Raw genomic sequence first — 23,541 nt, forward strand, 5'->3', positions numbered from 1 at the left:
GGCCCCGGCCGAAGGACCGGGCATGCTCGGCGACCACTTCGCCGGCGCAGCGGACGACGATCTTGTCGGCATAGGCGCGCACCTGCACCGTGCGCTTGGCGGCCCTGGCCATCACCGAGTAGCGGTTGCGATCGAAGGTGATCAGGCAGGTTCCGGTCACCGCGTGCTCGACCTCGTGGAAGCCGTCGAACGGCCCCAGGATCGCCTGTAGCGCCGGCCGCTCGGCCTCCAGGGCCTGGGCCAAGGTGATCTCGCGCTGCTCAGGGTGGGGGTGCAGGCGCGCCCAGCGGCGGCACTCGGCTTCAAGCCAGCCGTTCAGCTCTTCCAGGGTGGCGAACCGCAGGCGCGGCTTGAAGAACCGCTCCCGGCTGATCCGCACCTGGTTCTCGACCTGGCCCTTCTCCCAACCCGAGGCCGGGGTGCAGGCGGTCGGTTCGAACATGTAGTGGTCGGCCATCAGCAGGAAGCGCCGGTTGAAGGTGCGCACCTTGCCGGCGAACACCGCGTCCACCGCCGTCTTCATGTTGTCGTAGATGCCCCGCGTGGGGACCCCGCCGAAGAAGGCGAACGCCCGGGCATGGGCGTCGAACACCATCTCCTGGGTCTCGCGCGGATAAACCCGGACGTAGACCGCACGCGACGCGCAAAGCCGAACATGGGCCGCCTTCACCCGCATCGGCTGGCCGGCGACCTCCACGTCCTCATGACTGAAGTCGAACTGGAACGCCTCGCCCGGCGCGAACATCAGCGGCACGAACGCCGTCCCGCCGTCACCGGGCGCCGCCTTGGTCTCCTCGCGCCAGCGGGCCGCGTAACGCCGCACCGAGTCATAGGAGCCATCGTAGCCTTCCTGGACCAACAGGTCCCAGACCCGCGTCAGTCGTAATCGCTCCCGCCGGGGCCGCGCCTCGTTCTCGGTCAGCAACTGATCCAGTCGCTCACGCACCGGCCCGATCTTCGGGAACGGCTGCGTCGTCCGCTGATAGCTGAACGCGCCTTCCTCCGCCCGGATCGCCTTGCGCACGACCTTCCTCGACAGCCTCAGATCCCGATAAATCGCCTTGATCGGTTTGCCCGCCGCATACTCACGGCGAATCCGCACCACTGTCTCCACGATCAACATCCCGATCTCGACCGCCCGGTTAAACCAAGCCGCCGTGCCTAAACCATCGGAATGAGGGGTCCCTTTTAGGCGCCTATCACCCCCGCTAAGGGGGTCCTTTTTCCACGCCGCTGCACAGGTTGAGAAATTTTGAAGTTCTGGATTCAATAGATTATTTTGCGTGACCACTCGCGTCGACCACCTTGTGGCACTTCCCTCTCCTTTACGGGGAGGGTGGCGACGAAGCCGACGGGTGGGGCTACGCCGGCTGCCTCATCAAACCCCACCCGACCTCTTGGGGCCACCTTCCCCAAAGCGGGTGGGGGACGGAGCGTTTGTTTATGGCGCCCAGTCCCTTTCACAGTCCGCCCGCAACGGCGAGGCGGATGCGGGCGTTCGCCGAGAAGCAGACGTTTCGAAGGCCAGCGAAGGGTGAGTTGCCGCCGGAGTTTCCTTCTCCCCTTGCGGCAGAAGGTGGCCTGCGAAGCGGGTCGGATGAGGGGTCGGAAGCCTTGTCCGGAAAGGTCCGAGACACCCCTCACCCGTCGGCCTTCGGCCCTGCCCTAAGCCGCCGCCATCTGCTGCTTCACCCGCTCGGCCAGGGTCTTGATGTCGATCGGCTTGGGCAGGAAGGTGACGCCCGTTTCGCCTTCCAGCAAATCGCTGAACTCGGCCTCGGCATAGCCGCTGATGAACATCACCGGGGCGTTGCCGATGAAGATCCGGGCCTTCTTCAGCAGGGTGGGGCCGTCGATACCGGGCATGATCACGTCGCTGATCAGCAGGTCGATGGTTCCGGCGTGCTGTTCGGCGATGATCAGGGCCTCCTCGCCGTCGCAGGCTTCCAGCACCTCGTAGCCGCGGGCGCGCAGCAGGCGGGCGGCGACGCCGCGCACGGCGTCCTCGTCCTCGACGAACAGGATGCGGCCGGCGCCCGACAGGTCGCGGGGCGGGCGCGGCTTGGCCGGTTCGGCCATGGCCAGGGCGGCCGCAGCGGCGGCCTGCTGGGCGGGGGTGGCCACATAGACCGGCAGGAAGATGCGGAAGGCCGCGCCCTCGCCTGGCCGGCTGTGCACATGAATCCAGCCGTCGGACTGCTTGACGATGCCATAGACCGTAGCCAGGCCCAGACCCGTGCCCTCGCCCACCGGCTTGGTGGTGAAGAACGGGTCGAAGATCTTGCCCATCACCTCGGGCGGAATGCCGGGGCCGTCGTCGCTGACCTCGATGAAGGCCTGGTCGCCTTCGGCCCCGGGGAAGCCCAGGGACTGTGCCTCGTCCTGGGTGAGGCGGGCGGTGCGGATGCGCACCACGCCGCCGCCCTTGGCCGCCCGCACCGCGTCGCGGGCGTTGACGGCCAGGTTCATCACGGCGGTCTCGAGCTGGCTCTTGTCGGCCCGCACCTGCGGCAGGTCGCGGCCATAGTCGGTGATCAGCTTGACGTCTTCGCGCAGCAGACGGCGCAGCAGGACCTCGAACTCGGAGATCAGCTCGCCCAGCTCCAGCACCTCGCGCTGCACGGTCTGCTTGCGGCTGAAGGCCAGCAGCTTGCGCACCAGGTCGGCGGCGCGGACGCCGGTCTGGCGGATCTCGTTGAGGCCTTCATACGAAGGATCGCCGACCGGATGGCGGTGCAGCAGCTCGTCGAGACGCAGCTGGATGGCGGTCAGCAGGTTGTTGAAGTCATGGGCCACGCCGCCGGCCAGCTGGCCGATGGCCTGCATCTTCTGGGCCTGGGCCAGCTGCAGTTCCATCTGCTTCTGCTCGGACACGTCGATCAGATAGGCCACCAGCCGACCTTCGGCGCGGTAGAGATAGAGGTGGGCGATGCGGGTCGGGTCGCGGGCCAGGCGCACCTCGAAGGGTCCGGCCTTGCCCTCGGCCAGGCGAGTGTCTGCCTCGGCGCGCGACGGCGGGTCGATCAGGGCGCCGAACACCGTACCGGTGGGCACAGGGCCCGCCATGGCGGTGAGGGCCGGATTGGCTTCCAGGATGCGGGCGTTGAAGGGGTCCAGCCCCTCCAGCAGGGCCGCGCCGAACGGCGAGGCGCCGGAAAAGGCGTCCAGGGTGCGCGGGGCCGGGGCGGTCTCGGCCAGGGTCGGGGCCGGAGCGGCGGCCAAGGCGACGACAGGGGCTTCGATGAGGATGGGCAGGCGAACCAGCAGGCGGCCGCCGCGCAGGCGCGAGACCTGGGCCGGACGCTCGCGGCCGTCGACGACCAGGGTCCCCTCGGCGCGCTCACCGCCCTGGGCCTTGACCAGGGCGGTGAACAGCCCGGCCCCCGCCGCGCCCTTGGGCAGGCGACGCGCGTCGCCGATCAGGTCGGTCCAGGCGGGGTTGGCGGCCAGCACACGGCCGTCGGCGGCGGTCAGGGCGGCGGGTTCGGGCAGGGCGTCGATGAAGGTCTCGGCGCCTTCCAGGCTCTCGTCCTGGAGATTGGTCGAGGCGCGGATGGCCACCAGGCCCAGGATCGCCACGCCGGCGATCCCGCCCAAGAGCAGCAGCCCCGCCAGGGTGGCCGGACCCGCCTTGAGGGCCGGCGCGGCGGCGAACACGGCGGCCAGCACGAGGAAGATCGCCGCTCCCCAGATCAGGAAGTCGGGGCGACGCTTGCCGGGCCCTGCGATGTCTTTGGTGGACGCCTCGGTCATGGGTGACCGAAATCCTTCTTCAGCCTTTACGGGACCTTGCCCGCCGATTCGTTGGACAGGATACCCTTAACGCACCCTTGGAGCGCGATCCGTCATCGATTCGTGATTCCGTGACGGAAATGAGTCGGGGCGACGCCTTACTCCGCCCAGCTGCGCGTCTTGGCTTGCTTGTTGTTCAGCACGAAGCCGATGACCTTGGCGACGGCCTCGAAATGCTCGGCCGGGATCTGGTCGTCGACCTCCATGGTGGCGTAGAGGGCGCGGGCCAGGGGCGGGTCTTCCAGGATGTAGACGCCGGCGTCCTGCGCCACCGCGCGGATCCGCAGGGCCAGGTCGTCGACGCCCTTGGCCACGCAAACCGGAGCGGCGTTCTCGCCCTGCTCGTATTTCAGCGCCACGGCGTAGTGGGTGGGGTTCATGACCACCACGGTCGCCTTGGGCACCGCCTGCATCATCCGCTGGCGCGAGCGCTGCATGCGCAGCTGCTTCTGCTTGCCCTTGATGTGCGGGTCGCCCTCGGACTGCTTCATCTCGTCCTTGACCTCCTGCAGGCTCATCCGCATCCGCTTGGTGAAGCGGATGCGCTGCCAGAACCAGTCGAAGCCGGCGGTGGCCCCCAGGAAGATCAGCACCATCCAGAACAGCTTGACGCACAGCTTCAGCGACATCGGGATGATCGCCGCCACGTCCATGCCCACCAGGTTGGGGATCTCGGCGGCGTTCGGCTTGACCACGTACCAGGCGATCAGCCCGGTCACGATGAATTTCAGGGCCGACTTGGCGAACTGCATGAACCCGTCGGGGCCGAAGATCCGGCCCAGGCCCTTGATCATGTTCAGTTTCTGCAGATCGGGCTTGATCTTGTCGGGCGACAGCATGAAGCCCGACTGCGCCACATTGGCCGCCGCGCCCAGCAGGCCCGACACCACCATCACCAGGATCACGGCGGGCAAGGCGGCCATCACCGTGGTCCTGGCGATGGCCCGGATGCTGCCCTCGACGTCCATGGTGCCGGCGTGGGCGAAGAACGGGGTCAGGGTGTTGACCATGTCGCGGGTCAACCAGCCACCGGCGATGACGACCACCCCAAAAGCGCCCGACAGCGAGGCCAGCTGCGAGATGTCGGCGGATTTGGGAACGTCGCCCTTGGCGCGCGCGTCCGACAGCTTCTTGGCTGTTGGCTCTTCGGTCTTTGACGCGTCGTCGGGTTCGTCGGCCATGGCGCGTCCCTAGTTGAACACCGCCAGGAGCTCGCGATAGCGATCACTCCAGACCATGGCGATGCCGCCGAGCGACAGGCCCAGCAGGGAGAGGCCCAGGATGACGCTGAGCGGCGAGGTGACGAAGAAGATCTGGAACGACGGCATCACCCGGCCCACCAGGCCGGTCGCCAGGTTGAAGACGATCGAGAACACCAGCACCGGGGCGGCCAGCTGGACGCCCAGCTTGAAACTGTCGGCCACGGTGCGCACGGCCAAGGTGGCGGCGTCATTGACCGGCACGGCCCGGGCGAACGGGAAGATGTCGTACGACTTGACCATCGCCCCGATGAACAGGTGATGCAGGTCGGTGACCATGATCAGCACCAGGCCCAGCATCGACAGGAAGGTGGCCACCGCCGTGCTGCTGGGGGCGCCGGCCGGGTTAGCGGTCTGGGCGAAGGACAGCGTGGTCTGGATCGAGATGATCTCGCCGGCCGTGGTCAGCGAGCTGACGAACAGCTTGAGCACCATGCCGATCATCAGGCCGATCAGCACCTCGTGGATCACCGCCCCGGCCACGTCGCCGACGCTGCTGGGCACGGTGGTGATGGAGCTCGAGACCAGCGGCGACAGGATGATGGCCATCAGAACGGCGAACGACAGGCGGATGCGCGGCGGCACCACGGTCTCGCCGACGCCGGGCATCAGCATGACCATCGCCCCGATCCGGGCGAAGACCAGGCCGGCCACATAGATCTGCAGGACTGTGGCGTAGCTGTCCAAGCTACATCCCGGCGATCTTGGCGGCGATCTCGTGCATGAAGCCCGACATCAGCGCGCCCATCAGCGGCAGGAACAGCAGCAGCGACACGAAGATCGCCACGATCTTCGGCGCATAGACCAGGGTGGCCTCCTGGATCTGGGTCAGCGCCTGGAACAGGCCGATGGCCACACCCACCACCAGCCCCACCAGCAGCACCGGCGCGCAGAGCTGCAGGGTGAGCCAGATGGCGTCGCGGCCGACATCCAGGACTTCGGCTCCGGTCATCGGAGAGCCTCTTGCTGACGCGCGCACGCGAAGGGAACTGCTGGCTGGCATCCTCGCCGGTCATGGTTAACAGCGGGTTAGGGAGGATTAACGGAAGCCGTGGACAGGCGTGGCGAAAGGTCGCCGGATCGACTAGATCGTCCGCCCCAGCCAATCCTCGCCAGCGTGACGCACCCGTTGGATAAGGACGTCCGCGCCGTCCAGACGATAGATGATGATATGGCTTCTGTAGGGATGGACCCGAATGGAGCCTTTCAGCTCGGCTCGCTCCGGCGCCGCGAGAGGAAAGTCGGAGAGGAAGGCGAAGGCGAAGGCGCGTTCCAGTCCTTCGTGGTAACGCTCGGCTTGATCGACGCCAAATTCCGTAACGCCCGTCACGTAGATCTGGATCACATCGTCTTCGGCGTTCCGGCTGAGCCTATAGGTCACGGACCACGCCAGCCCGCACTCGCGCCACGGCTAAGATGTCGCTCATCGAATTGGCGCTCACGCCGCTTTCCTCAGCATGGTCGATAAGGCGCTGCAGAGCGGCGATCTTGTCGGCGCGCTCTTGGTCGCGCCGGATAAGGTCGCGCACATAGTCGCTGGCGTTGCTGTAGCGCCCCCCGTCAGTTTGGCCTTCAACCCAGGCCTTCATCGCGTGAGGGAGAGAGACGTTCATTGTAGCCACGGCGGACCTCCAAGCTATTGTTGGCATAATTTGGCAAGGATTGCCAACATCGGGTCGCTTGGCCAGTCCTTTGTGCGTCTGTTCTAGCCCTCGACCAGCGCCACCATCACGTCCCGCCATCCCTGCTCCGCCGCCGGGCCTGCACTGTCGAAGGCGGCTTGCAGGTGCTTCATCTGGGCGCCGGTCAGCTCGGCTTCCAGCCGTTGGCCCTCAGCAGTAAGCCGCAGATTCTTGACCCGGCGGTCCTCCGTCCCCTCCACGGCCGCGACGAGCCCCATCTCCAACAGCTGTCGCAGCGGCGCGTTCAGCGCCTGCTTGCTGACGGCCAGCAGGTCGAGCAGGCCCTTGACCGACACGTCGGGCCGGCGGCCGATGAAGTAGAGGATGCGGTGATGCACGCGGCCCAGGCCCCGCCGCTCGAGCATGCGGTCGGGGCGGTCGGTGAAGCCGCGATAGGCGAAGTACAGCGACTCGATCGCGGTCCGCAGCTGGGCCTGGCGGTTTAGGTCAATCATGTTGACACAGTAGTCGACGCGATCAATGACTGTCGATAGGTCAAGCTTATTGACCCTGAAGGGGGAGACGAACCATGGCGCGCTTGTCGATGCGGAAGGCCGACCTGCACTCCTCGCCGGTGCGCGAAATGCTCAGCGTGGCCCAGCGACCGGGGGTGATCTCGTTCGCCGGCGGCCTGCCCTCGCCCGAGACCTTCGCGGGGCTAGACCTGCCGCCCCCGCCGCAAGCCCTTCTGCAATATGGCCCGACCGAGGGCGAGCCCGACCTGCGAGAGCAGATCGCCAAGGAACTGACGGCTTTGGGGATCGACGCGCCGGCCGAGCGGATTCTGGTGCTGTCGGGCTCGCAGCAGGGCATCGATCTCGTCGCCAAGCTGGTGGTCGATCCGGCCGTCGGGGTGGCCGTGGAATCGCCGGCCTATCTGGCTGCCCTGCAGGTGTTCCGGTTCTTCGGCGCGCGGTTCGAGATCCTCGACCGCGCCGCGCCCGCCGCCGGTTGGGACGAGGCGGCCCCCGCCCTCGCCTACGTCACCCCCACCTTCCAGAACCCGACCGGCCAGTGCTGGACCACGGCCGAGCGCCTGGCCATGGCGAGGGCCTGCGACGCCCATGACGTGATCCTGTTCGAGGACGATCCCTATCGCGACCTGGCCTATGAGCCCTGCGACCGCCGGCCCGTCAGCGCCGACCTGAAGTCGGCGTCGTGGATCTACCAGGGCTCGTTCTCCAAGACCGTCGCCCCGGGCCTTCGCCTGGGCTTCCTGACCGCGTCGGAAGACCTGTTCCCCTATCTGGTGCGCCTGAAACAGGCGGCCGACCTGCACACCAACCGACTGAGCCAATGGATGGTGCTGCAATATCTGACCGACCCGGACCGTGAGGCGCGGATGGCGCGGGTGGTGGACCTCTACCGGCGAAAGCGCGACGTCTTCGCCGAGGCCCTGACGCGACATCTGGGCGACCGGGCCGCGTGGACCACCCCGCCGGGCGGGCTGTTCTTCTGGCTGACCCTGGCGGATGGCGTGGATGCCGAGGCGCTGCTGAAGCGGGCGCTGGAGCGGAACGTGCTGTTCACGCCGGGGAGCCATTTCCTGGCCCAGGGCGGCGCAAGCTCGACCTTGCGGCTCAACTTCAGCCTGGCCGCGCCAGAGGCGGCGGAGCGGGGGTTGAAGGTGTTGGGGGCGCTGTTGCGGGAGGGCTAGGGCCTCTTCCCGTTCCGCTCATCCCGGCGAATGCCCGGACCCAGATGGCAGGACTCAGACTGGGTTCCACGGGCGCGGAGCTCTTCCAATCATCCTCGACGCCATGGGATTTGGGTCCCGGCATTCGCCGGGATGAGCGGAATTGTGGAAAAGCCCTCTATTTCGGCTTCTTCACCGCCTGGACCTCGATCTCCACCAGCATGCCGCCAGCGACAAGTGACACCACCTGGCTGGTGATGCGGGCCGGCTTGTTGGGCTGGGTCGCCGTGCCGAAGAAGGTCTTGTAGGCCTCCATCATGCCCGGAAAGTCCATCTTGCCGCCCTTGGCCGGGTCGCCGACCAGCAGGACGCGCATCATGACGACGTCGCCCATGTCGGCGCCCTGGGCTTTCAGCGCGTCCTGGATGCGGGTCAGTACGCCCAGGGTCTGGGTCTTGGTGTCGCCGAAGGTGGCCGGCAGGGCGGTGTCGCCCTTGGCGTCGAGGGCCGGCGGGGTCATGCCGCTGACATAGATCGTCTCGTAGCCGGCGGGCGCCACCACCACGCTGGAGATCGGCGAGGTCGGCGGGCCGACATGGACCGCCTGGGCGTTGGCGGCGGTTGCGACGCCCAAAACGAATGGTGCGGCCAGGGCGGCGGCGAGGATCAGGCGCTTCATGAGTCGTTTCCTTGATGTCGTTTTTGAAAATTTCGGACGCCACTCTCACCCGTCTTCCCGGCAAGGCCGGGACCCAGATTCATCCAGAGCGGCTCACGGGTTTCACCTGGGTCCCGGCCTTCGCCGGGAAGACGGAATTATAGTCAATGAGCCTGCAGGTTGATCGGCTTCTTGCTGGTCTTGAGCTTCACCCGCGCGGCGACCACGTCGGCGGGCGTCACCGGCTTGCCCTTGTTACCCCAGGAGGAGCGGACATAGGTCAGGATGCCCGACAGTTCGGCGTCGCTGAGGTCGTCCTTGAACGACGGCATGCCCGCCCGGCCGGCCAGGACGGTGGCCATCACCGGCCCGGCGTCGCCCCGCACGAAGGCGTTGCCGGCCAGGGCCGGGAAAGCGCCCTTGACGCCCTTACCGGTGGTCTGGTGACAGGCCGAGCAGTTGTCGTTGAACAGCGACTGGGGAGTCGCCGCATGCGCCGAGACAGCGAAGGCCGACACGGCCAGGAGGCCGCAAGCCAAGACGATCGAATGGCTCATGGAATCTCCAAACCCATGTTTTCCCAAGGCATAGCTTAGGCTCATGCCGCGCGCACCCGGGCATGCAGCTTGCCGATCTGCTGCCAGGCTGATTCGATCGCGCCGGCCTGCCAGCCGCCCAGATAGGTCAGGTGCTCGCCCGACAGATAGATGCGGCCGTCGGGCTCGCACAGCACGGGATAGGACTCCTTGCGGCCGTCCTCGCTCCACTCGGCCCAGCCGCCCAGATTGAACTGCGCCAGGTGCCAGCTGAACGAGAAGGCGGTCTCGAAGTTTTCGGCATATTCGGGGAACACCTTCTGGCCGGCGGCCACGGCGAAGGCCGCGCGGTCGGCGGGGTTCTTCATGCTGACCTTCACCGCCTCGCCGCCGAAGGCGTAATAGCCCAGCAGCACGCCCTTCTGGCTCTGCCAGCCGGTGGACGGCAGGGTGATCGTGCCGATGCCCGGCATGTCGTTGTAGATGTGGCCGCCATAGATGAAGTGGTTGTCTTCCCAGAACCGGGTCTTCATCTGCAGGCCGATCTTGTTGACCGGCGCATAGGCCACGCCGGACATGGCGGCCTTGAACGGCTTGGAAAAGTCGGCGTCGATGTTCTTCAGCACGCTCAGCGGGATGGTGCAGATGCAGTAGTCGGCCGAGATGGTGTCCTGCTCGCCGAACTTGTCGGTGTAGGTGACCGTGACACCCTTGGCGTTCTGCTTGATCTTGTCGACCACGCAGGAATAGCGGATCAGGCTGCCGACGCGCTTTTCAAAGCCCTTGGCGATCTGGTCCATGCCGCCGATCGGCTGCAGCATGGTGCGCTGCTGCTCGTAGCCGGCGACCGAGGTCAGCACCTGCCAGGCCTTGGAATGCAGGATGTCGGCCAGGCTGTAAGGCGTGGACTCCTTGCCGGGGCCAGGATCGACGCCGGCCCCGGGCTTGACGTCGAAGCCGCGGCCGTCGGCGCCGGTGTAGCTGAGGTCGGTGGCCGACAGCCGGCCTTCATTGATCATGTAGGCCACGAACAGGTCGCGATCCTCGGCCGTCATCGGCGCGTCGAGCTGGCCCTTGGAGGCGGCCTTGGCGATCATCTCGGCGGCATGGCCGCGGGCGTCGGCGGCGATCTGGCCCTTGCGGACCGGCTTGCCCTTCAACGGGCCCTCGCCCTTCTCGAAATAGACATAGGCGGCGTCATTGTCGTTGACGAAGCTCTCCAGCAGCACGCCGAACAGCTTGGTGTAGTGCAGGGTCGAGCGGTGGTGATACGGAATCCGCCACGGGCCGTGGTTGATATACAGGCCCTCGTCGAAGTCGCAGGTCTGGGCGTTGCCGTTCAGGTCGGTGTGCTGGAAGCCCTTGCGCGCGCTCTGGCAGCGACCGCCGGCGAACGACCGGGCCTCGATGATCTGCACCTGGTAGCCGGCCTTGGTCAGCTCATAGGCGGCGGTCATGCCAGCCAGGCCGGCGCCCAGCACCACCACCTTGGTCCCCTTCGCGTCGCCTTCCAGGGTGGGGGGCGCGGCCATGGCCGAGGAGAAGCCGAAACCCAGGGCGTCCATGCCGGCCATGGCCAGCGAAACGCCGCCGAAGGCCGCGAGACCCTCGAAAAACCGCCGCCGCGTCAACACGCCACCCGACGCCGCGACCGATTGATCACCCATACGACCCCCGAAATTTTCTTGTGCTGTGATCGATCGTCCGCGAACCGGACGCCCCAGCTTGCGCATCACGAAACTTGCGCCTCGCCGGAGCAATGCGAAACCCCCCGGGCCGTCCTTAAAACCCGCTTATGCCGTGCGCATGGGCGCCGGAAGCGCCGCCTGCGCGAACAGCGGGCGAAGTGAAATTTCACTCTCTTGACCAAAAACGAGAACAGCGAATCGAAACGAAAAGAGCCGGGCGCGAGGCCCGGCTCTTCCGCCGTCGAGGGCAGGTCCAGCGATCAGAAGCTGTAGACGACCTTGCCGTAGTAGTAGCCGCCGTTGATGCCGAAGGGCGAGAACGAGGGGAACTGGGTCACGTAGCCGTTGCTGTTGTTCTTCAGATAGTGTTCGCGCAGCAGGCCGTTGATCCGGTTGGGATAGCGGTTGAGCAGGTTGTTGGCGCCGATCGTCAGCTTCACCGAGTCCAGCAGCGCATAGCTGATGTCCAGGTCGGTGATCAGAGCCGTCTTGACCGTGGTCTTCATCAGGTTGGACGAGCCGCTGTCATTGCTCAGGCCCGAGGATTCGCCGTAGACCGTTTCCTTCAGGTTCACTGCCCACTTGTCCAGGCTCCAGAAGGCGCCGGCAATGATCTTGTACTTGGGCGAGGTGTCTTCCAGATTGGCGATCGAGATGGCGTCGAACAGGGTCAGGCGCGGATCCAGGCCAGGCGGATTGGCTGCGATCTTGGTGACTTCGGTCTTGTTGTAGCTGCCGCTCAGCGTCCAGTCGATCCGGCCCCAGGTGTCGAAGTCGGAATAGTAGGTGCCGACGAAATCGACGCCCCGGGTGCGGGTGTCGAGACCGTTGACGAACATGTTGGCGCCGACGCTGTAGGTGGCGTTGGTGCGGATCGAGGAATCCACATTGACGCCGTTGGCCGCCAGGGCCGCGATGACCGCCGGCGAGACGATGCCGTTGGTCACCTTCACGCCGCCGACCGTGATGATGTTCTCGCCGTACAACGTGCCAGAGCTGACGATGCGGTTCTTGATCTTGATCTCATAGGCGTCGAGCGTGATCGTCAGCTTCGGCGCCAGATGCGTGACCAGGCCGATGCTGAAGTTTTCCGACTTTTCCGGTTTCAGGCCGTTGATGCCCAGCAGGCTGGCGCCGGGCGAGTTGGGCGGCAGTTGGCCGCTGATCGAGCTGGGCGAGACATTGATCCCCGAATAGTAGGACTCCGCCAGGGTCGGCGCCCGGAAGCCGCTGCTGACCGTGCCGCGCAGGGCGACGGCCGGCGAAAAGTCGTAGCGCGCGGTCAGCTTGGCCACGGTGGTGTCGCCAAAGTCGCTGAAGTCCTCGTAGCGGACAGCGGCGTCCAGCTTCAGGGGCGCGATCGGGCTGAGGGCGATGTCGGCATAGATCGCCTTGTTGTTGCGCTTGTGCTTGCCGGCGTTGACCGGGGCGAAGCCGAAATAGGACTGCGAACCGCCGCCATAATAGGTGGCCCTGTCCCCGGCCGTGATCTCGTAGGTTTCCTTCCGGTATTCGCCGCCCGCCGCGAAGGTCAGCGGGCCGGCCATGCCGACCTCGAAGTCATGGCTGACGTCGAGGGTGTTGCTCCATTGGGTGTTGATGAAGCCGCCGGCGTGGATGTTGCGCGGCGTGTAGCCGGCGGTCGTCAGGGTCGAGGTGTCGGCATAGAGCGAGGCGTTGGCAGTGTTCAGGACGTTGACCGAGTCGTCGTCCTTCCCATAGGTCGAGCTGATGTCCCAGTTCCAGGCGTTGGTCACGCCGCTGAGGCCGCCGGTGACCGCGTAGTCGGTCTCGGTGATCGACTCCTTGGGGTCAAAGCCCAGGGGAAACGCAATGTCGGTCGCCATCTTGCCCTTGACGACGTTGGGCAGGCGATAGTTCTCGTGGGCCGCGCTCCATTTGCGGCCGATGGTGCCGAAGCTGTAAAGCTCGATGTCCGGGGTGATCTCGTAGCCGGCGTTGTAGGCCAGCACCGTCTGGCGGTACTGGGCGTCGCCGGCGATGCGGTTCACATAGGGCCAGTTGGGAGCGTTCTTGACCTGCGGATAGCTCTTGGCCGGGCTGTTGTTGGCGCCGGCGTTATAGACCGAATCCACCACGCGCGGGTCATAGGCGCCGCGGAAGCTGTAGCCGTGGTACTTGGTCTCGCCCGTCAGGTTCAGATAGGACTTCTCGGTCGGGGCGATGCCGATATTGGCGGTGAAGTCGCCGGTGGTTCCGCCGCCGTCCTGATAGCCGCCACCGCTGATGATCACCTCACCGCCGGACGTGGCCTTTTTCTGGATGATGTTGATGACGCCGGCGATGGCGTCGGTGCCGTACTGGGCGGCGGCGCCTTCCAGCAGCACTTCGATGTGGTCGACCGAGGCCAGCGGGATGAAGTTGAGATCAGCGGCCGCGCCGCCCTGATAGGCCCCGCCCAGCACGGCCAGGTTGGCCGTGCCATGACGGCGCTTGCCGTTCAGCAGAACCAGGGTGTGGTTGGGACTGATGCCACGCAGCTTGGCCGACAGGGTCAGGGCGGCGGTGTCGCCGCCGAAGGCCTGGGCGTTGAAGGAGGGCACGTTCTGGGCCAGGGCCTGGATCATGTCCGGCTGGCCCGTGCGCTTGAGAACGTCGCTGCCGAGCACCGTGATCGGGGCCGGGCTGTCCACGGCCTTCATGCCGGTGGTGCGCGTGCCCGTGACGATGACGGTTTCGACTTCGGTGGAATCCGGGGTCTCCGGAGTGTCCGCGCTGGCAGCAAAAGCCGCACCGGTCGCGCAAAGCGAAATGAGCGACACTCCCGCGAGCAAAATATTCCGCGAGTAATTATTCATCTATACCCCCTCATGCGCTTAACGCGCGATTGTGTTCTCCTCCATGACGCTTCAACCCAATCAGACTATTCTTATTTTTGGACGCGAATACAAAATTGAACTCACGGACATTGCCGCGAACTGACTGTTCGCCGAACCTGAAATTTCTGCAACAGATCGTTCCGTTACCGAACCGCAACAGCGCCGTTGCAGGCTCAGGCGCCCCTTTGGACGGCGCCGTTTGCGGCTTTTGAGCAGATCGCTGTGCAGCGCAACGGCGCCAAACCGCCACAATTCCCCCCAGTCGGGCGCCCGCCTGTTGGCTGAACGTCTCAAGGTGGTGAGCGGACGTTCGCACGGAAAACTTGAGCCGGGGCCGGCGTGAGGGCGCGTCGGGGACAACTGCGCGCCCCTACCTTCCGCTCATCCCGACCAACGTCGGGACCCGAGCCGACTCGGCCGGACGTTCACGGCTGTCCCGTTCTCAAACCCTTCTCCAGCGCCCTCGCCGCTTCCGTCGGCGAGCTCTTGTGGTCGTCGCGGTCAACGCTGAGATTGGCCGCCCTCATCGCCTCGACCGTGATCGCTCCGTCCAGCCCGGCCAGCGCCTTGCGCAGCGGCGCGTCGTTCGCCCGGCTCGGCGCGATCAGCAGCACCGCGTCATAGGGCGGCAGAGCGCCCTTGGGGTCGGCCAGCACCACCAGCCCGTCGGCGGCGATGCGCCCGTCGCTGGAGAAGGCCGAGATCACGTCGGCCTCGCCCGAGCCGAGGGCGCGGTACATGAAGGTGGGCTGGAACTGGCGCTTGGCCTTGAACCGCAGGCCATAGGTGCGCTCGACGCTGGCCCATTCGGGGCGCGAGAAGAACTCCAAGTCGCCGCCCATCGTCAGGTCGGGCGCCTTGGCCGCCAGGTCGGCCAGGGTCCTGATCCCAAGCGCCTGGGCCTTGTCGCGGCGCATGGCCAGGGCGTAGGCGTTTTCGAAGCCCAGCGGCGCCAGCAGCACCACGCCGTCGCGGCGCTTCAGCTCGGTGCGCAGGCCGTCCAGCACGGCGGCGCGGCCGGGATTGTCGGTGCGCCCCAGCACATTGGCCCACAGGGTGCCGGAATAGTCGACATAGGCGTCGATCTCGCCGGCCGCCAAGGCGCGATAGGCGACGGCCGAGCCGAGGTTGATCTTGCGGGTGACCCGCGCCCCATGCCCCTCCAGCCGGTCGGCCATCAGCTCGGCCAGTATATATTGCTCGGAGAAGTTCTTGGCCCCGATCACATAGGTCGAGGGGTGTGGCGCGAAGTCGGCGGCCAGGGGCGCGACGGCGGCGACCAGGCCGATGGTCAGGCCCACCAGGCCCGCGCCCCAGATCCGCTTGTCGCGCCGCTCGGCCCCGCGCTCGACCAGGCCCAGCAGTTGATCGACGACCATGGCCAGGGCGGCCGAGCCGATACAGCCGGTCAGCACCATGGCCCAGTTCTCGGTCTGCAGGCCGGAGAAGATGTAGTCGCCCAACGAAGTCTGGCCGACGGGGGTCGACAGGGTCGCCGCCCCGATCGTCCACACCGCCGCCGTGCGCACGCCGGCCATGATCACCGGCAGGGCCAGGGGCAGCTCGACGCGCCACAGCCGCTGGCGGTCGGTCATGCCGACGCCGCGCGCCGCCTCGACGATCGCCGGCTCGACACCGGTCAGGCCGGCCACGGTGTTTCGCAGGATCGGCAGCATGGAATAGAGGGTGAGGGCCAGCAGAGACGGCAAGAAGCCCAAGGCCGAGAAGCCGTGGCCGAACGCCCCCTTGGCCAGGTTGGAGAGCAGCAGCAACAGCGGGTAGAACAGCGCCAGCAGGGCCAGGCTAGGGATGGTCTGGACCAGTCCGGCCAGGGCCAGGGCCGGCCAGCGCAGGCGCGGGCTGCGGGCGGCCAGCACGCCCAGCGGCAGGGCGATGAGCAGGCCGAGCCCCAGGGCCGAGGCCGACAGCACCACGTGCCAGGCCAGGCGGTCGGGAAGGAGCGAGAGCAGACCGCTATTCACCGGTGATCTCCCGCATCCGGGCGGCCTGGCGGCGGGGAGCCTGCATCAGGGCCTCGACGGCCGGGTCGGCATGGCCGGCCAGCAAAGTCTTCGGCGTATCGTCGGCGATCACCTTGCCCCCCGCCATCACCACGATGCGGTCGGCCAGCAGCGCGGCCTCGGCGATGTCGTGGGTGACCATCACGGTGGTCAGGTCGAGCTGGTCGTGCAGGCGCCGCACGTCGTCGGCCAGGGCGACGCGGGTGACGGAGTCCAGCGCCCCGAACGGCTCGTCCATCAGCAGGATCGACGGCCGGGCCGCCAGGGCCCGGGCGACGCCCACTCGCTGGCGCTGGCCGCCGGACAGGGCGGCGGGGCGGCGCGCGGCGAGGGCGGCCGGCAGGTCGACCAGGGCCAGCAGCTCGGTGGTGCGTTCGGCGATCCTGGCGGGCTCCCAGCCCAGCAGGGTGGGGACGACGCCGATGTTCTCGGCCACGGTCAGGTGGGGAAACAGGCCCACCTCCTGGAACACATAGCCGATGCGCCGCCTCAGGGTCGGCCCGTCGAGGTCGGCGGTCGCCGCGCCATCAATGCGCACCCTGCCGGCGGTGAGCGCGACCAGGCCGTTGATCGTCTTCAGCAGGGTGGTCTTGCCGGCCCCCGACCCGCCGACCAGGGCCACGAACTGGCCTTTCCTGATCGAAATACTCGTGGGCTGGAGAACGGCCGCGCCGTCATAGGTCTTGCTGACCTGGTCGAGGACGATGGCGTCGGTCATGCGGCTCCAGAGGGAAGCGGCGCCGTGTCGCACGGCGTCGTGTCACAGTCAGCCAGAACGCGCGGCGTGGGAAGCCTGTAGCGACAGCTGATTCCCGGCGCGGTTCGCCGCGACGGGCGCCGGCTTCCTGGAGACCGCTCATGACCACCGCCGCCTTCGACGCCCGCCCAGTCAACCTCCACCGCCGGGCCCGCGCCGCCAACGCCCGCCTGCGCTGGTTGCTGCTGACGATGATGCTGCTCAACGTCCTGGTGTGGGGCGGCATGATCGCGGCTTTGCGGGGCGTGGTGGACGTGCATGGGACTGTGGACCAGGCCTGGGCCCTGGGCTCGACCTGGCTCGCGGCGCTGCCGCATCTGAGCGTGACGGTCACGCGCTGAGGGGGCTTAGCTCCAGTCTCAGTTTTGATCCCGCAAGCCCATCATCTTTCAGCCGTCATTCCCGCCCTTGTGGCGAGAACCCCTGCGTCCGCCGCAAGGGCAGAGGTGTGGCGCGCCAGCCCGCCAAGGCAGAGCACTGTCGGCTGAACAAGGGGTTCCCGCCACAAGGGCGAGAATGATGGTGCTGAGATATGAAGTCGCTCAGCCCCTTCCCGATCCGCCCGCCAACGGCGAGGCCGCGCCTTGAAACCTTGATGGCGAGCTTGCTCTGGCGTTTGGCCGTGTCAAGGACCGGCCTCCGGCCGGCCGCAGAGCGGCGGCCCTCCGGGCCGGTCCTTGACACGGCCAAACGCCAGAGCTCCAATCCACTAAGGGTTTAAGGCGCAGCCGCATCCGGGGCGGATGCGGCTGCGCCGGAAGCGGACGTCCGGAATGTCAGCAAAGGGTGGTCAGCGGACCTGCGTTCGCTCAATGATTTGAGCGTCAATCTCGGCAACTCGCGCTTCCAACTGCGCTCAGTAGGGTGCGCCGTGTTGCGCCATCTTGTCGGGCGCATACACCCAACGTTCATCATATGTCCGTAACGTACATTTCTGCCCGTTCTAGGGCGACACCCCTCGCAGGCACCGCAAAATCGCCGCCAAGATATCAACCCCGGACGAGGCCAACCCTCCAATAAATCCGCGACCCGGCGGTCCCAAAACTTCTGACGACGTACAGTCAGATCCGACCGGGTTCACGAAAAAATAGGATGAAAATATGTCGATTAATCAACTTGTTTATATAAGCCAAGCAACACGTAAGATGTCTCCAGAAGACCTCTCTGCGATACAGGAAACGGCAAAGAGAAACAATGCACCACTCGACGTAACGGGTAGTTTGTTTTACAATGGCGGTTGGTTTTTGCAAGTATTGGAAGGTCCATTATCAACGCTCAATAAGCTATATGAAAAAATCGAACTCGATTCTAGACACAAAAATTCACGAGTATTGTACAACGAGCCGGCAAGCTTCCGTACCTTCCCGCGCTGGAATATGAATATGACCAACTTAAACGACAGACAGGCCGACAAATATGATGAACTTGTCGAAGTCATCGAGGCGGCTCAAACAAACCGCAATATCGGATCGGCATCCCCAGCGGTGGCATTACTGAAGATTTTTAGAGGCTGATTCGAAGGGCCCGAGTCCATCGGGTTGAAGGTTGTCGCGTTCACCGCCGACGCTCGCTCTATCCTATGCGAGAACGATGACGCGTTAGGCAGCCATCGTTCTCTACGAAGTCACCAAGCAGCGGCGTGAGTATCAAAGCCGGTACCGGTTGCGCGACCGGCGAGGCGAGCGCTCCGTGCCTTTGCCGACGGTACTTGAGCCGAAGGTATAATGCTCAACGTCCGCTAAGGGTCGAAAGCCGAAATTGGTCGTCCGCCGAACAGCGGACACTCATCGTGTTAGCGATGGGCTAAGCCATCCCTTAAATCGGCATCCGCATGATCTCCTGATAGGCCGAGATCACCTGGTCCCGCACGGCCATCACCGTATCGAGGCTGGCCTCGGCCGAGGAAATCGCCGTGACCACGTCGATCAGTTCGGCCTTGCCGGAGGCCTGCTGGGCCATCTTGGTTTCGGCGGCGCGGGTCTGGTGCAGGGTGTCGGTCATGGCCGAGCGGACCATGGCCCCGAAGTCCATGCCCTTCTTGACCTCGCCGATCCCGCCGAGCGATGGCGTGGCCATCGAGCCCTGGGCGGCATAGGCCTTGGCGGCGGCGAGCGCGGTGATCATCGGTCAGCCCTTACTTGCGCAGGATGTCGAGGGTGCGGGACTCCATGGCCCGCGACGTCTCGATGACGTTCATGTTGGCTTCGTAGGCGCGCTGCGCCTCCTTCATGTCCAGCGCCTCGACCAGGGTGTCGACATTGGGCAGCTTGAGATAGCCCTTGGCGTCGGCGGCCGGGTTGCCGGGGTCGTACTCGGTGCGGAAGTCCTTCATGTCCGGATCGACCTTGGCCATTGACACGCCCTCGCCACCGCCGGGCAACTTGGTCGGCTTGAACACCGGTACCTGGCGACGATAGGGGTCGCCGCCGGCCACGCGGGCGGTGGAATTGGCGTTGGCGATGTTCTCGGCGATCACCCGCATCCGGCCCTGCTGGGCCTTCAGGGCGCTGGCGGCGATCGCCATGGTCGCCATCGACTGGGAGCGGATCTCGGTCATCTAGGGTTCCTTAGCTGCCCGGCCGACGCGTGGAGGTTCGCAGCAGCGCCATGGATTTCTGGTAGAAGCTGACCGCCGCGTCGTAGTTCATCCGCGCGTCGGTCATCTTCAGCATCTGGTCTTCCAGCGTCACCGAATTGCCGTCCAGCGTGGTCTCGGTGTCGGGGCCTTCGGGGGCGCGCCAAATGTTGGCCGGCTTGGTCGGCGCCATGTGGGCGGCGCTGGTGGCGATCATCTGGACACCGCCGGCCGGCTGGGCCACCGGTCCGCCTCGGTAGGGCTGGCCCGTCGCCTGCTGGTCCAGCGTCGCCTTGAAGCTGTAGGCCTTCAGGTCGCGCGGCTGGTAGTCCGGGGTGTCGGCGTTGGCGACGTTCTGGGCGATGACCTTCTGCCGCTCGGACAGATAGCTCAGGCGGCTCTTGAGCATCGAGAAGAGGGGAATGTCATCGGGACCCATGCGCTCATGGTGAAGAAACAGGGTTAATCCGGCCTTAAGAACCTTGGGGCACACCAGGGGTGCGGCTCCGCGCCGCGCCCTTTGCACCGTCAGGCGTCATGAACTTCGACTTCGTAGAACTGATCCGCGCCGTCGCCGCCCTGGCTGTGACCCTGGGGCTGGTCGGACTGGCGGGCGTGGCCCTGCGCAAGTTCGGCCCCGACGCCATGTCGCGCATCACCGCCCTGCGCAAGGACCGCCGCATGCAGGTGGTCGAGACCCTGGTCCTGGACCCCGCCCGCCGCCTGGTGCTCTTCAGCCTCGACGGCGAGGAGCGCCTGCTGATGCTGGGCGAAGGCCAGTTGCTCAACTGGGGCCCCAAGACGGTCGTCGCCAAGCCCATCGCGCCGACCATCGCCCCGACGGAGCCCGTGATCTGATGCGCGGCCTGATCAAACTCGTCACCGGCGCCGATCCCAAGGACCTCCGCCACGCCGCCGCCATCGCCGCGCTGGTCACCCTAAGCACGGTCATCGCCCCCGCAGTCGCCATGGCCCAATCGGCCATCAATGTCGACCTCGGCACCGGCGCTGGCCTGTCCGAGCGCGTGGTGCAGATGGTGGGCCTGCTGACGGTGCTCAGCCTGGCGCCGTCGATCGTCATCATGACCACCTCGTTCGTGCGGATCGTGGTGGTCCTGGGCTTGCTGCGCACCGCGATCGGCGTGCAGCAGAGCCCGCCCAACCCGGTGATCATCTCGCTGGCCCTGTTCCTGACCGCCATCGTCATGGGTCCGACCTTCGAAAAGTCCTATGCCGATGGGATCAAGCCGCTGCTCGACAAGCAGATCGAGATGCCCGAGGCCTTCGACGCCGCCACGGCGCCGGTGAAGGTGTTCATGCTGCGCCAGGTGGACCAGGATGATCTTGCCCTGTTCATTCGCCTGTCGAAGATCGAGAAACCCAAGACCGCCGTCGACACGCCGCTGAAGGTGGTGACCCCTGCCTTCATGATCTCGGAGCTCAAGCGGGCCTTCGAGATCGGCTTCCTGCTGTTCATCCCGTTCCTGGTGATCGACCTGGTGGTCGCCAGCGTGCTGATGAGCATGGGCATGATGATGCTGCCCCCCGCGACCGTCAGCCTTCCGTTCAAGCTGATCTTCTTCGTGCTAGTGGACGGCTGGCGACTCGTCGCCGGCAGCCTGGTCGAGAGCTTCCAGCGCGGCTCGGGCGGCGGCTAAAGAACACAGGCAAGAAGAAGAACGATGGGCGTTTTCGTACTGGGGTCGATCAATCTGGACGCCGTGGCGCGGGTCGACGACCTGCCACGACCCGGCGAGACGGTGGCCGGCATCTCGCTGGAGCTGTTCCCGGGCGGCAAGGGCGCCAACCAGGCCGTGGCCGCCGCCCGCATGGGCGCGGCGACCCGGCTGATGGGCGCGGTCGGCAAGGAAGACAGCGGCCCCACCCTGAAGGTCAGGTTGGCCGGCTATGGCGTGCAGGTCTCCGACGTCATGGAGCTGCCGGGCATCCCCACGGGCCAGGCTCATGTGTGGGTGTCGTCCAGCGGCGAGAACATGATCGTCGTCACCGGCGGCGCCAACGCCACGCTCTCGCCGCAACAGGTCGCCGCCACGGCCCTGGAGGGACAGCGGGTGATGCTGTGCCAGTTGGAGACCCCCGCGCCCGCCATTGAGGCCCTGTTCCGGGCCGGCGCGGCCAAGGGCGCCCTGCGCATCCTCAACGCCGCCCCCGCCCTGCCCCAGGGCGCGGCGCTGTTTCCGCTGACCGACATTCTCATTCTCAACCAGACCGAACTGGCCACCTATGCGCGGCTGGGCCACGAGCCCACGCGGCTTGAGGAAGTCTCCCGCGTGGCTCGCAAGCTGATGAGTCGTCCGGACCAGATCGTGATCGTCACCCTCGGCTCGGCCGGTGTCGCCGCTGTGCGCCGCGACGAGGCATTCCTGGTCGAGGGCCGCAAGGTCAAGGCGATCGACACCACCGGGGCCGGCGACTGCTTCTGCGGGGCGCTCGCGGCCTGTCTGGCCGCCAGCATGGACCTGCGCGAGGCCGTCGAGCACGCCAATGCCGCTGCCGCGCTTTCGGTGCAGAAATCGGGCGCGGCGCCATCGATGCCCAGCCGGCGCGAGGTCGAGGCGTTTCTGGCGGGGTGACTTCCAAACCGCTCAGGCAGGCGAGTGCCGGGATGAGCGGATTTTAAAGCCTAGGCCGCGCGGATCCCGCTGTGGCCGCCAGCTTCCTGCGAGCCCACGACCGCGTCATAGCCGAGGATCATGTCGACGTCCTTGCCATTGGTGGCCAGCGGCAGGCGCAGCCACAGGATCGAGATGTGCGGCGAGCCCTTCCAGGCCAGGCTGTGGACGCCGACGCCCGGGCGGCGTTCGTTGACGACCTTGTTCAGTTGTTCACGCCAGTATTCGACGGCGGCGGTGTTGTAGACGTCTTCCAGGGTGCGGCCGGTGATTTCGCGGCCATACACCGAATAGAGGCCGGTGCCGGCTAGCCGCAGGCGGTAGTCCACCGCCCCATCGGCGTCGCGCTTGACGTCGATCAGGCTGACTGTGGGCAGCATGCGCTTGATGCCCGCGGGATGCAGGTCGAGGCGCGACGGGAGGCTCGCCCCCCGACGGAGGGACGCCCAATAGGCGAACATCTCCTGGTGAGCGCGGGCCGCCGTGGCCGATGCGCTCAACTGCGCGTTCATCTTCAGATTCCTTAACAAGCCGTTGGAATCACGACGATTCACTATGTCTTAAGGACCGAATCGCCGCCAGCAAAAACCGAGCCTGCGGCAAAGTTTACCGAACGGAGTCAATCTGCAAGACAAACGCCCGGCCTCCGCGAGGGATGCCGGGCGTCGCTCGATTTCGCGAAACGTCGGCGCAAACGGTTGTTTGAATTAAGGTTACTGAACGCTCAGACTCAGGCGGTGGGGCTAGCGACCTTTGCGCGCCGGCTTCCGGCCGCCCTGGCCCAAGCCCGTCTGCTTGGCCAGGTCCGACCGCGCCTTGGCGTAGTTGGGGGCCACCATCGGATAGTCCTTGGCAAGGCTCCAGCGCGCCCGATACTGTTCGGGGCTCAGGCCGTACTTGGTGCGCAGGTGTCGCTTGAGCGATTTGAACTTCCGGCCGTCCTCCAGACAGACCAGGTGATCGGGCGTGATCGAACGCCGCACGGGCACCGCCGGCTCCTTGGCCAGCCCCGCGATCGGCTCTGGCTCGCCGCCGACGCCCGTAAAAGCGGCATGCACGCTGCGGATCAGGTTGGGCACATCCGTTGCGGCGATGGTGTTGCCGCCGACATAGGCGGCGACGAGGCTGGCCGTGATTTCGATAAGCTCGGACGGTCCGTCCATTTGAGTACTGCTCCCCCGAGTCGCATGGAATTAGCCCGGCGGGGTCTAATTCAGTCTTGGATATCAGATAATTACAGTCGGGACACATAGATGGCGCGTTATCTTTGCTGATAACCGACAGGACAATGAATCTATTTATTCGCAAAAACAATTTTCAGTTGATATAAAGTCTTCGTTTCTGATGACACTCGTCGTTGAATCCGTTCGACCGGCTATTGGCGACTAGGGCATTTCCCGACCTGACTGCGTCAGGCCGTGAGCTCTAATCTTCTGTTTTGACGCATTTTTCTTCACGCGAACC

Annotated in this window: 25 protein-coding genes; 6 read left to right on the forward strand and 19 right to left on the reverse strand. The window is 65.9% G+C overall.

The genetic code is table 11. The features are described 5' to 3' along the window. The 8 genes from istA to ACP7AG_RS19400 form a co-directional block, all read right to left on the reverse strand. Positions 1-1,123: IS21 family transposase (gene istA, locus ACP7AG_RS19365; RefSeq protein ID WP_426032899.1), on the reverse strand; the 1,123-nt coding region annotated here is incomplete at its 3' end. A 542-nt stretch (positions 1,124-1,665) separates the two neighbouring features. After that, the gene (cckA, locus tag ACP7AG_RS19370) at positions 1,666-3,753 is read right to left on the reverse strand and encodes a cell cycle histidine kinase CckA (RefSeq protein WP_426013981.1); all 2,088 of its coding nucleotides are present in this window, start codon (positions 3,751-3,753) and stop codon (positions 1,666-1,668) included. A gap of 137 nt (positions 3,754-3,890) precedes the next feature. Next, on the reverse strand, positions 3,891-4,973 hold the full coding sequence (flhB, locus tag ACP7AG_RS19375) for a flagellar biosynthesis protein FlhB (RefSeq protein ID WP_426032901.1): 1,083 nt from the start codon (positions 4,971-4,973) through the stop codon (positions 3,891-3,893). A 9-nt stretch (positions 4,974-4,982) separates the two neighbouring features. Then, on the reverse strand, positions 4,983-5,738 hold the full coding sequence (fliR, locus tag ACP7AG_RS19380; protein WP_426013985.1) for a flagellar biosynthetic protein FliR: 756 nt from the start codon (positions 5,736-5,738) through the stop codon (positions 4,983-4,985). A 1-nt stretch (position 5,739) separates the two neighbouring features. Continuing rightward, a complete protein-coding gene (fliQ, locus tag ACP7AG_RS19385; protein ID WP_426013987.1) occupies positions 5,740-6,003 on the reverse strand; it encodes a flagellar biosynthesis protein FliQ in 264 nt (87 codons plus the stop codon). 132 nt (positions 6,004-6,135) lie between these two features. Then, the gene (locus ACP7AG_RS19390) at positions 6,136-6,432 is read right to left on the reverse strand and encodes a type II toxin-antitoxin system RelE/ParE family toxin (protein ID WP_426032903.1); all 297 of its coding nucleotides are present in this window, start codon (positions 6,430-6,432) and stop codon (positions 6,136-6,138) included. Continuing rightward, positions 6,422-6,700 carry a type II toxin-antitoxin system ParD family antitoxin gene (locus ACP7AG_RS19395; protein WP_426032905.1) on the reverse strand — a complete coding sequence of 93 codons (279 nt, stop codon included), beginning with the start codon at positions 6,698-6,700 and terminating at the stop codon, positions 6,422-6,424. The genes ACP7AG_RS19390 and ACP7AG_RS19395 overlap by 11 nt, the downstream gene beginning before the upstream one ends. 56 nt (positions 6,701-6,756) lie before the next feature. After that, positions 6,757-7,188 carry a MarR family winged helix-turn-helix transcriptional regulator gene (locus ACP7AG_RS19400; RefSeq protein ID WP_426032907.1) on the reverse strand — a complete coding sequence of 144 codons (432 nt, stop codon included), beginning with the start codon at positions 7,186-7,188 and terminating at the stop codon, positions 6,757-6,759. A 74-nt stretch (positions 7,189-7,262) separates the two neighbouring features. Between ACP7AG_RS19400 and ACP7AG_RS19405 the strand changes: the two genes are divergently transcribed. Next, positions 7,263-8,390 carry a PLP-dependent aminotransferase family protein gene (locus tag ACP7AG_RS19405; protein ID WP_426032909.1) on the forward strand — a complete coding sequence of 376 codons (1,128 nt, stop codon included), beginning with the start codon at positions 7,263-7,265 and terminating at the stop codon, positions 8,388-8,390. A gap of 157 nt (positions 8,391-8,547) precedes the next feature. Here ACP7AG_RS19405 and ACP7AG_RS19410 read toward each other — a convergent pair whose 3' ends face one another. From ACP7AG_RS19410 to ACP7AG_RS19435, 6 genes are all read right to left on the reverse strand, one after another. After that, the gene (locus ACP7AG_RS19410) at positions 8,548-9,048 is read right to left on the reverse strand and encodes a RidA family protein (RefSeq protein WP_426013997.1); all 501 of its coding nucleotides are present in this window, start codon (positions 9,046-9,048) and stop codon (positions 8,548-8,550) included. Positions 9,049-9,191: 143 nt separating this feature from the next. Then, the gene (locus ACP7AG_RS19415) at positions 9,192-9,584 is read right to left on the reverse strand and encodes a c-type cytochrome (RefSeq protein ID WP_426032911.1); all 393 of its coding nucleotides are present in this window, start codon (positions 9,582-9,584) and stop codon (positions 9,192-9,194) included. Positions 9,585-9,625: 41 nt separating this feature from the next. Further along, complete coding sequence (locus ACP7AG_RS19420) at positions 9,626-11,230, reverse strand: flavin monoamine oxidase family protein (protein WP_426032913.1); 1,605 nt, start codon at positions 11,228-11,230, stop codon at positions 9,626-9,628. Between the two features lie 281 nt (positions 11,231-11,511). After that, entirely contained in the window at positions 11,512-14,034 is a 2,523-nt protein-coding gene (locus tag ACP7AG_RS19425) for a TonB-dependent receptor plug domain-containing protein (protein ID WP_426032915.1), read from the reverse strand. Positions 14,035-14,516: 482 nt separating this feature from the next. Further along, a complete protein-coding gene (locus ACP7AG_RS19430; RefSeq protein WP_426032917.1) occupies positions 14,517-16,073 on the reverse strand; it encodes a glycine betaine ABC transporter substrate-binding protein in 1,557 nt (518 codons plus the stop codon). Then, positions 16,066-16,830, reverse strand: coding sequence for an ATP-binding cassette domain-containing protein (locus tag ACP7AG_RS19435; RefSeq protein ID WP_426032919.1), 765 nt, complete (start codon positions 16,828-16,830; stop codon positions 16,066-16,068). Before ACP7AG_RS19435 ends, ACP7AG_RS19430 begins: the two co-directional genes overlap by 8 nt. A 140-nt stretch (positions 16,831-16,970) precedes the next feature. Between ACP7AG_RS19435 and ACP7AG_RS19440 the strand changes: the two genes are divergently transcribed. Both ACP7AG_RS19440 and ACP7AG_RS19445 read left to right on the forward strand, forming a co-directional pair. Beyond that, positions 16,971-17,210 (forward strand): hypothetical protein, encoded by a 240-nt coding sequence (locus tag ACP7AG_RS19440; protein ID WP_426032921.1) that lies wholly within the window; start codon positions 16,971-16,973, stop codon positions 17,208-17,210. 759 nt (positions 17,211-17,969) lie between these two features. Next, positions 17,970-18,383, forward strand: coding sequence for a BLUF domain-containing protein (locus tag ACP7AG_RS19445; RefSeq protein ID WP_426032923.1), 414 nt, complete (start codon positions 17,970-17,972; stop codon positions 18,381-18,383). Between the two features lie 301 nt (positions 18,384-18,684). Here ACP7AG_RS19445 and ACP7AG_RS19450 read toward each other — a convergent pair whose 3' ends face one another. The 3 genes from ACP7AG_RS19450 to flgB are packed head-to-tail and all read right to left on the reverse strand — an operon-like array spanning position 18,685 to position 19,883. Continuing rightward, on the reverse strand, positions 18,685-18,993 hold the full coding sequence (locus ACP7AG_RS19450) for a flagellar hook-basal body complex protein FliE (protein WP_426014028.1): 309 nt from the start codon (positions 18,991-18,993) through the stop codon (positions 18,685-18,687). Positions 18,994-19,003: 10 nt separating this feature from the next. Further along, positions 19,004-19,426: a flagellar basal body rod protein FlgC gene (gene flgC / locus ACP7AG_RS19455; RefSeq protein ID WP_426032925.1), complete on the reverse strand. Its 423-nt coding sequence runs from the start codon at positions 19,424-19,426 to the stop codon at positions 19,004-19,006. A gap of 10 nt (positions 19,427-19,436) precedes the next feature. Next, a complete protein-coding gene (gene flgB / locus ACP7AG_RS19460) occupies positions 19,437-19,883 on the reverse strand; it encodes a flagellar basal body rod protein FlgB (protein WP_426032927.1) in 447 nt (148 codons plus the stop codon). 98 nt (positions 19,884-19,981) lie between these two features. On the opposite strand from flgB, the gene ACP7AG_RS19465 reads away from it, so the two are divergent. Genes ACP7AG_RS19465 through ACP7AG_RS19475 form a run of 3 tightly spaced genes read left to right on the forward strand, consistent with a single transcriptional unit; the run spans position 19,982 to position 22,038 of the window. After that, on the forward strand, positions 19,982-20,302 hold the full coding sequence (locus ACP7AG_RS19465; RefSeq protein WP_426014231.1) for a hypothetical protein: 321 nt from the start codon (positions 19,982-19,984) through the stop codon (positions 20,300-20,302). Further along, on the forward strand, positions 20,299-21,102 hold the full coding sequence (gene fliP / locus ACP7AG_RS19470) for a flagellar type III secretion system pore protein FliP (protein WP_426014233.1): 804 nt from the start codon (positions 20,299-20,301) through the stop codon (positions 21,100-21,102). Before ACP7AG_RS19465 ends, fliP begins: the two co-directional genes overlap by 4 nt. Before the next feature lie 24 nt (positions 21,103-21,126). Next, positions 21,127-22,038, forward strand: a complete 912-nt coding sequence (locus tag ACP7AG_RS19475; RefSeq protein ID WP_426032929.1) for a ribokinase — start codon at positions 21,127-21,129, stop codon at positions 22,036-22,038. Positions 22,039-22,088: 50 nt separating this feature from the next. Here the strand turns inward: ACP7AG_RS19475 and ACP7AG_RS19480 are convergent, their stop codons facing one another. Together ACP7AG_RS19480 and ACP7AG_RS19485 are read right to left on the reverse strand one after the other, a co-directional pair. After that, positions 22,089-22,595, reverse strand: coding sequence for a PAS domain-containing protein (locus ACP7AG_RS19480; RefSeq protein WP_426014236.1), 507 nt, complete (start codon positions 22,593-22,595; stop codon positions 22,089-22,091). A 225-nt stretch (positions 22,596-22,820) separates the two neighbouring features. Next, positions 22,821-23,240 carry a MucR family transcriptional regulator gene (locus ACP7AG_RS19485; RefSeq protein ID WP_426032931.1) on the reverse strand — a complete coding sequence of 140 codons (420 nt, stop codon included), beginning with the start codon at positions 23,238-23,240 and terminating at the stop codon, positions 22,821-22,823. Positions 23,241-23,541: the final 301 nt, after the last annotated feature.

It is taken from the genome of Caulobacter sp. DWP3-1-3b2 (assembly GCF_049896325.1).
Classification (GTDB): Bacteria; Pseudomonadota; Alphaproteobacteria; order Caulobacterales; family Caulobacteraceae; genus Caulobacter.